This is a genomic window from Bradyrhizobium sp. Ses1 (assembly GCF_059512365.1).
Genome location: NZ_JCAMOQ010000117.1, coordinates 1 through 6,774, shown reverse-complemented (window position 1 = coordinate 6,774; position 6,774 = coordinate 1). Strand labels below are relative to the sequence as shown.

The 6,774-nt window shown below is 58.9% G+C and carries 4 protein-coding genes and 2 pseudogenes; 3 read left to right on the top strand and 3 right to left on the bottom strand.

Annotated elements, in window-relative coordinates; translation table 11 throughout:
* Nucleotides 1-294 precede the first annotated feature (294 nt).
* Together AC5ZG5_RS45330 and AC5ZG5_RS45325 are read right to left on the bottom strand one after the other, a co-directional pair.
* Nucleotides 295-792 carry a GNAT family N-acetyltransferase gene (locus tag AC5ZG5_RS45330; protein ID WP_456647084.1) on the bottom strand — a complete coding sequence of 166 codons (498 nt, stop codon included), beginning with the start codon at nucleotides 790-792 and terminating at the stop codon, nucleotides 295-297.
* 417 nt (nucleotides 793-1,209) lie between these two features.
* The gene (locus AC5ZG5_RS45325; RefSeq protein WP_456647085.1) at nucleotides 1,210-2,019 is read right to left on the bottom strand and encodes a hypothetical protein; all 810 of its coding nucleotides are present in this window, start codon (nucleotides 2,017-2,019) and stop codon (nucleotides 1,210-1,212) included.
* An 827-nt stretch (nucleotides 2,020-2,846) separates the two neighbouring features.
* Here AC5ZG5_RS45325 and AC5ZG5_RS45320 point away from each other — a divergent pair.
* Both AC5ZG5_RS45320 and glmS read left to right on the top strand, forming a co-directional pair.
* Nucleotides 2,847-3,173 carry a hypothetical protein gene (locus AC5ZG5_RS45320; RefSeq protein ID WP_456647086.1) on the top strand — a complete coding sequence of 109 codons (327 nt, stop codon included), beginning with the start codon at nucleotides 2,847-2,849 and terminating at the stop codon, nucleotides 3,171-3,173.
* Nucleotides 3,174-3,348: 175 nt separating this feature from the next.
* Nucleotides 3,349-5,175, top strand: coding sequence for a glutamine--fructose-6-phosphate transaminase (isomerizing) (glmS, locus tag AC5ZG5_RS45315; protein WP_456647087.1), 1,827 nt, complete (start codon nucleotides 3,349-3,351; stop codon nucleotides 5,173-5,175).
* A 247-nt stretch (nucleotides 5,176-5,422) separates the two neighbouring features.
* Here glmS and AC5ZG5_RS45310 read toward each other — a convergent pair.
* A pseudogene (locus AC5ZG5_RS45310) lies at nucleotides 5,423-6,298 on the bottom strand (IS3 family transposase); the annotation flags it as partial.
* A gap of 227 nt (nucleotides 6,299-6,525) precedes the next feature.
* Between AC5ZG5_RS45310 and AC5ZG5_RS45305 the strand changes: the two are divergent.
* Nucleotides 6,526-6,774 (top strand): annotated as a pseudogene (locus AC5ZG5_RS45305) (IS110 family transposase); the annotation flags it as partial.

Below are 6,774 nucleotides of genomic sequence, written 5' to 3'. Positions count from 1 at the left end.
CGACAGCACGCCTCAAGCACCTTGCGATCTTTCCGCGAAAGGTGGACTTCTCTTGCTTCGGGTATCATCCATATCTTCAATCACGACTCACGATCCAAGAAAAGTGGGTACTAGCGGCAACCATCGTGGTGCCGTCGGCGTTGTCGGTGCCGAGCCTTGATCGCCGGAGCGACCGCCCTGCGCGAAGGCCCCTCAGCCAAATCAGGCCAACTTGCTACTCGCGATGGCATGCTTGGATGTAGCTTTTCTCAGCGATGGGGTCCCCCCATGCAAGCCAACCGCGAGCTCCGCTCACTAGTCCGTGACCTCCTCATATCGCTTGTCGAATACCGAGAAACCAGCGGACAAGTACAAGGGCAGCGCCTTCGGACTATCGTACTCGTCTGTGTGAAGCCAGATCCGGCTTGGCCGGCCAGCCCATGCCATTCTGAGGCATTCCGATAGAAAGTAACGCCCAAGCCCTCTTCCCTCCAGCTGGACATCGATCCCGAAATGCAGGAGCTCCAGTTCGCGGTGGGACCGTTGGCGGAACTCGCATAGACCCCGGGCAATGCCGCAGACGCGCAACACAAGGATGATCACGTCCAGCCCGCCGATGAGCTGTGCCACCTCAGCCTCAGGAGCTGTGGTGGGGAGGTCCCATTGAACACGATCTCCGACTAAACGGAACAGCTGCAGGTAGTCTTTCACCGCGAGTCGCTCTCTGCTGATCGACACAGCTAGCTCGGGCGGTGAAACCCTCGGTGCCTTCGACGCGTTGGTCATCTCGAGATAGGTGACGCAGACCTTCATCGGCTCCCTCCGTCCGGAGCGGGAAGAAGCAGAAAACGGTCGATGACGGTGTCGCGTCGCGATCGTGATAAACAAATCCGCACACGAAAGATCGTCGACAGGACGACGGTCTCTTTGATTGCGTGTTCGCCTGCAGTCAACACATTCCGGTCGATCAGGCCCATCTCGGCACGCTGTCCGGCAAGCCGGGATCCCAATCCGCTATTCGGAGAGGCACAGCATGAGCGACGGGTGTAAGCACAGAGCATGTCAAGTGCGGCCTGCGCTAGAGGCCAACGGTCGCTGATCCGAGCTCTGGCGGAATTTTGGGTAGATTGAACTCAGCGATGTGGAAGCCTGAAACAGCACAACAATCAATCCATCGACACCTGAAGCGACCCCGTTCATTTGACCTTGTTGCTTCGCTGCGCGGCCGCCTCATGTACGAGCCGAAAGAGCAGGCTGGGCGCTCGGCGCCGGAATCCCCCACGGCGTTGAGATAAACTCGGCCGACGTGTTCGGTCCGTGTCGCTCTGCGGTCGTGAGCGGCTTCGCAACATTTCTCAGAATTTTGGCGCGGCAGTTGGTTAGCATCTGCTTCGTGTACTTCTCGCCGAAGTAATCCAGAACGAAGGTGCCGCCATAGTTCGACTCATCGAAGACACGGCTGGTTAGGCCGTCGAGGATTGCACGGACTTCGTGCACGCGATCGGAGTACCGGGCCCGGATAACGTTAACCGCGTTCATCAAGTGAACTGCCTCGTCGGCAATCACTTCTCTCAGCCAACGAACGAATCTATTACTCCCAAGTCCAGCATAAAAATCCTTATCCGCAGCATAGGCGTGGCAGGTGCACATTTCATCAAAAGGGATCATAACCAGCACAGAGAATTCCTCTTTCAGGTATTCATTGATGGCACAGAAATTGTGTGATCGAGCGTCCAATCTCTCCCAAAGATCCCTTTCGGATCCATCAGCGACGAGCTCCATAATTTGGATAAGCCCCTCGGTGTGACGCGCCTCGTCCGTCGCCCAGGCATCAAAGAATGCCGCAGCTTCCTCGGTAACGATCAAGTCGCGGATGGACAATTCCTTTTTCAGATGCCTCGCGTCGTACTCAGTATACAATTCTGGCCACAACTTGTTCCAGCGTGCGCGCACAACTGATGGCTCGGCGGTGAACATCGCCGTGGTCAGATCACTGAACAATTCTTTGGGACTCCAATTCCGTCGAACGGGCGTGATCATCCGACTCCTCCGAATCACGAACGGTGCGAGCGGTCTGGCAGACGCATTTTCTTCCCGAACGCGCTCAAAGCATATTTGCTACAGAGCATGCCGTCGCCTCCTTGTTCTGGTGGGATGCAATTCCAGGCCGCACTCCTTCAGAGTAGCCTGAAGCATCGCCTTCGGTTCAATGGAAGCCCAGCGCGGCCGTCATTGATCTCGGTCAATTCGATCACCAAGGCGAATCCGAGTGTGGTCTCGAGGGCAGCATCGCACGGGGTTTTTCGCATACCGACCGCGTCAATTGCTCGGCGGGCGCTCCGACCAGATATCTTCGATTAAATCGATGCAAGGGCACTTCGCGGTGGTGTCGCCCCTCGAACGCGCGGGCCTCATCAGGCGCCGTCCTGGCGTTCTGCGCAGCATCGAAGTGCTGGTCCCTTCTGAGGTGCTATCGTCTTAACTCCCAAACCATCGATCCTTCTGTATCGAGATGCCTTGCCAGCCCAAGAACAACCTCCGAAGAACAACCTCCCAAGACCAACCTGGCGTTCAACTCCAGAACAGATCCCGCAGCCTAGGTGGCGGGGAAAAGTGCGCGAGGGTATTCATGGCAACTGCTTTCGCTAACGCGATCGCGCAAGTTGGCCGCGCAAGCGTGGACTGCTGACCAGTGGGGAAGGGCAGATTACATACGTTGGTATAGTTCTCCAAACCCTTTCAATATCGAAGGCTTACGTACGTACAATTGAGCTACCAATCGCAATAGCTTTAGTCTCCTCGAGAATCGGGCCGGAGCGTCCTTGATGGCTCCCGCCGCAGGAACTAGGACGGGCTGACCGATAATCATGAAGTTCTATCGCAGGACGCCGTGCGGTCCGTCGATCTGCCGCGAGTGTCGTCGATCCCTAGGAGCAGGCTACCTGCGAGATATCTCCACGCAGCAGCCCTATTGCGACTACGACTGCTATCTTCGCGACCGGACGAAGAGTCTGTTTGCGCAATGGCTCGCTGTCGCACGGGACCAAGGACTTACGCCTGACTATTCGGCTCACCTCGAAACCCTCAGTTCGTTTGCTGTGCTTGCTGCGGCTTCCTACTGGGATTCGATCGTGCTCGCCAGCGCCGCGCTGCGGCTGGGCGAATCGATGTTGGCTGAAACTTCTAAGACCTAGCTCGCGCTTGTGCGTGGGGCGAGACTAATTGCCCGACAGCGAATCCCGACAGAGGAGCCGCTAACGATGTCGCTATCTGCAATGAGTATTGAGTATCTTCAAACGAGTGAATTTGGCTAAGAGATTTCTGCGGTTTTGAAGATGATTTCCTTGAAGCTGGGGAGCATTGATCGGCATGTGCGGGATTGTCGGCATCTTGGGGTGTGGTCCAGTCGCGGAGCACCTGATCGAGTCTCTCAAACGGCTGGAATATCGCGGCTACGACTCCGCAGGCGTCGCGACGCTTGAAGGCGACTATCTCGAGCGCCGGCGCGCCAAGGGCAAGTTGAAAAATCTCGAGGCGCGGCTAAGTGGCGGTCCGTTGTCAGGTCATATCGGTATCGGTCATACGCGCTGGGCCACCCATGGCAAGCCGACCGAGAGCAATGCCCATCCGCATGCGACGGACAATGTCGCGGTCGTTCATAACGGGATCATCGAGAATTTCCGCGAGCTGCGGACTGAGCTAGAGCAGAATGGCGCTAGCTTTGCCTCCGAGACCGACACCGAGGTGGTGGCGCATCTTGTCGAATCCTATCTAAAGAATGGCTACTCGCCGCAGGACGCAGTGAAAGCGTCGCTGCCGCGGCTGCGCGGCGCGTTCGCGCTGGCATTCCTGTTCAAAGGTCACAAAGATCTCATGATCGGCGCGCGCAAGGGCTCGCCGCTTGCGATCGGGCATGGCGAGGGCGAAATGTATTTGGGATCGGATGCCATCGCGCTGGCGCCCTTCACCGATACAATCACCTATCTTGAAGACGGCGACTGGGCGGTGCTTAGCCGCACGATCGCCCTTATCTATGATTCGAATGGCGCCGTCGTCCATCGGGAAACGCTCAAGCCCGGCGCGTCATCGCTCCTGGTTGACAAGGCGAATTATCGCCACTTCATGGCCAAGGAAATTCACGAACAGCCGGAAGTCGTCGGGCAGACGCTGGCGCGTTATGTCGATATCGCCGCCAAGCGCATCGCGCTGCCGTTCGAACTGCCATTCGACTTCAACGACATTCGGCGCATCTCGATCACAGCTTGCGGCACCGCAAGCTATGCCGGTCACGTCGCCAAGTACTGGTTCGAGCGGTTGGCGCGTATGCCGGTCGAGATCGATGTCGCCTCCGAACTCCGCTACCGTGAGGCGCCTTTGCGCAAGGGGGATCTCGCGATCGTCATCTCGCAGTCCGGCGAGACCGCCGACACGCTGGCCGCGTTGCGCTATGCCAAGGCGCAGGGTCTGCATACAGTGGCCGTGGTCAACGTGCCGACATCGACGATTGCGCGCGAGAGCGAAAGTGTGGCGGCGACACTGGCCGGGCCCGAAATCGGCGTCGCCTCGACCAAAGCGTTCACCTGCCAGCTGATGGTGATGGCGGCCCTCGCAGTCGCCGCAGGCAAAGGGCGCGGAGAATTGTCCGACATCGATGAAATCAAGCTCGTCAGTGAGCTGATCGAAATTCCGCGGCTGATCGCCGCGGCGCTCGCGATCGAGCCGCAGATCGAGAACCTCGCGCGCGACATCGCCAAATCGCGCGCTGTGCTCTATCTCGGCCGCGGCACCTCGTTCCCCTTGGCGTTGGAGGGCGCGCTGAAGCTGAAGGAGATCTCGTATATCTACGCCGAGGGCTACGCTGCCGGCGAGCTCAAGCACGGCCCGATTGCGTTGATCGACGAGAACTTGCCGGTGGTGGTGATCGCTCCTTACGACCGGGTTTTCGAAAAAACCGTCTCGAACATGCAGGAAGTCGCCGCTCGTGGTGGCAACATCATCCTGATGAGCGATGCGACAGGGGCGTCGAAAGCTGCGGTGGATTTGCTCATGACCATTGTGCTGCCGGACATGGCTGCAACCTTTACGCCCATAGTCTATGCCATTCCGGTGCAGCTTTTGGCCTACCATACGGCTGCGCTGATGGGAACGGACGTCGATCAGCCACGCAATCTCGCGAAATCGGTGACGGTGGAATAGGCGGGCAGCGCCAAAGTCGCAGCGGACGCAGCCGTCCAGCCAGTAGGGGGCGCGTTCGGTAATACCCTGTGGAAGCCAAGAGGGAGCAGATCCTCAATTTCTCTCCTCCATGTTTGATTCTGATCGTCATTGCTGTGTTGCAGTGGCACTGCCCCATCTCGGCTTGCGGACATGAATGGTTCGCATTGAGCTGGTCCCGATTGTCTGAACAGAATCTCCGCGTCCATAAGTGGAGCGTCTGCCGAGGTTAGGCCGCCAGGCGGAGTGGCGGCGGGGTGAAGTAGGCTTGATCCGGCGTGCGGCCGTCAAGACTCGAATGGGGACGTCTGCCGTTATAAAAGCCGAGATATCGGCCGATCGAGTTGCGCGCCTCGCTGACGCTGTCACAGGCCAGCAGATACACCTCCTCGTATTTGACGCTGCGCCATAGCCGTTCGACAAACACGTTGTCCCGCCAGGCTCCCTTGCCGTCCATGCTGATCGCAATGCCGTTGTCGGCGAGCACGCCGGTAAAAGCCTGTCCGCTGAACTGCGAGCCCTGATCGGTGTTGAAGACGTCCGGCGTGCCGTGACGCGCCAGGGCATCCTGAAGCGTCTCGACACAGAACGCCGCCTCCATGGTGATCGATATGCGCCACGACAGCACGCGGCGGCTGAACCAGTCGAGCACAACCGCCAAATAGACGAAGCCGCGCGCCATCGGGATGTAGGTGATGTCCATCGCCCACACCTGGTTCGGCCGCGTGATCTCCATCCCGCGCAGCAGGTACGGGTATATCTTGTGGCCCGGCTCGGGCTTTGTCGTCCGTGGACGGCGATAGAGCGCTTCTATCCCCATCCGCCGCATCAGCGTTTTGACATGCCGGCGGCCGATCTTGCACCCCTGCAAAGCCAACAGGCCTCGCAACATACGCGAGCCGGCGAAGGGATACTCCAGGTGCAGCCGGTCGAGGCGCTGCATGAGCGCGAGGTCGGCCGCCGACACCGGCCGCGGCAGGTAATAGACGCTGCCCCGGCTGATGTTCAGAGCGTCCGCTTGCCTGCTGATCGGCAGTTCGTGTGCACGGTCGATCATCGCTTTGCGCTCAGCAGGCCGGCCTTGCTGAGCGCTCCTTCTAAAAAACTGAGCGCGGCGCTGCGCGCCCCCTGTGGGATAGAAACGGGTAACCGCTAGACTGCGGCCGGAAGGGAGCGGCCGATATGATTTTGGTGGCACGTGACCCCGTCAAAAAACCTGGTCCATGGGCTGTTGCGCACTTGAGAGTGGTGACGCCATCTCGGCGATCCCGTTTAGGAATTTGAATAAATTGCGCAGCCCAGCCCTTGCGCCGGAGTCAGGAGGAGCTACAGATGAATGCCAAAAGATCGAAGTCGAAGGACGGCGGTAAGATGCCCATGGTGCACCCGAACGCGGCTGCCATCGACGTTGGCGCCACCATGCATATGGCGGCCGTCAGGGCAGATCGCGCACCGGAGCCAGTTCACAGCTTCGGTACCTTCACGGCCGATCTGCATCGGCTGGTCGATTGGTTTACGGAATGCGGCGTCGAGACCGTCGTCATGGAATCGACCAGCGTCTACTGGATTCCGATTTTCGAG

Coding starts and splice junctions, on each gene's coding strand:
- AC5ZG5_RS45325 (WP_456647085.1), bottom strand. CDS start 2,019: ATGATCACGCCCGTTCGACGGAATTGGAGTCCCAAAGAATTGTTCAGT.
- AC5ZG5_RS45330 (WP_456647084.1), bottom strand. CDS start 792: ATGAAGGTCTGCGTCACCTATCTCGAGATGACCAACGCGTCGAAGGCA.
- AC5ZG5_RS45320 (WP_456647086.1), top strand. CDS start 2,847: ATGAAGTTCTATCGCAGGACGCCGTGCGGTCCGTCGATCTGCCGCGAG.
- glmS (WP_456647087.1), top strand. CDS start 3,349: ATGTGCGGGATTGTCGGCATCTTGGGGTGTGGTCCAGTCGCGGAGCAC.